This is a genomic window from Clostridium sp. C105KSO13, from assembly GCF_001517425.1.
Classification (GTDB): domain Bacteria; phylum Bacillota; class Clostridia; order Lachnospirales; family Lachnospiraceae; genus Muricomes.
In genome coordinates, this window is record NZ_FBWL01000023.1 from 1 (window position 1) to 255 (window position 255).

The following is a 255-nucleotide window of genomic DNA, read 5'->3' on the forward strand; positions in this document are numbered from 1 at the left end:
TCTATATAGTAACGCCGACAATGGGACCAGCATAGATTTCTTTTGATGTCTTCCACCTTTTCATACCCTATGTATGCATCCGTGGTCAGATATCCGTGAAATCCCCATAATAGGTCTTTTGCAACGTCACCGCTTCTGGTGCGAGAGTAATGGAAGAAGGCGGCCTGAATGTCTTCACAGGCACCGCTGCGGATTACCCACATATAGGACTCACTGCTTGCCTTTTTCCCCATTTCCTTATTACACTGGATTGCC

The 255-nt window shown here is 46.7% G+C and carries 1 protein-coding gene; it reads right to left on the reverse strand.

Annotation, left to right across the window (positions count from 1 at the left end; all coding sequences use genetic code 11):
* Nucleotides 1-255 (reverse strand): IS66 family transposase (locus BN3456_RS00065; RefSeq protein WP_141654462.1); only part of this gene is annotated, 255 nt, incomplete at both ends.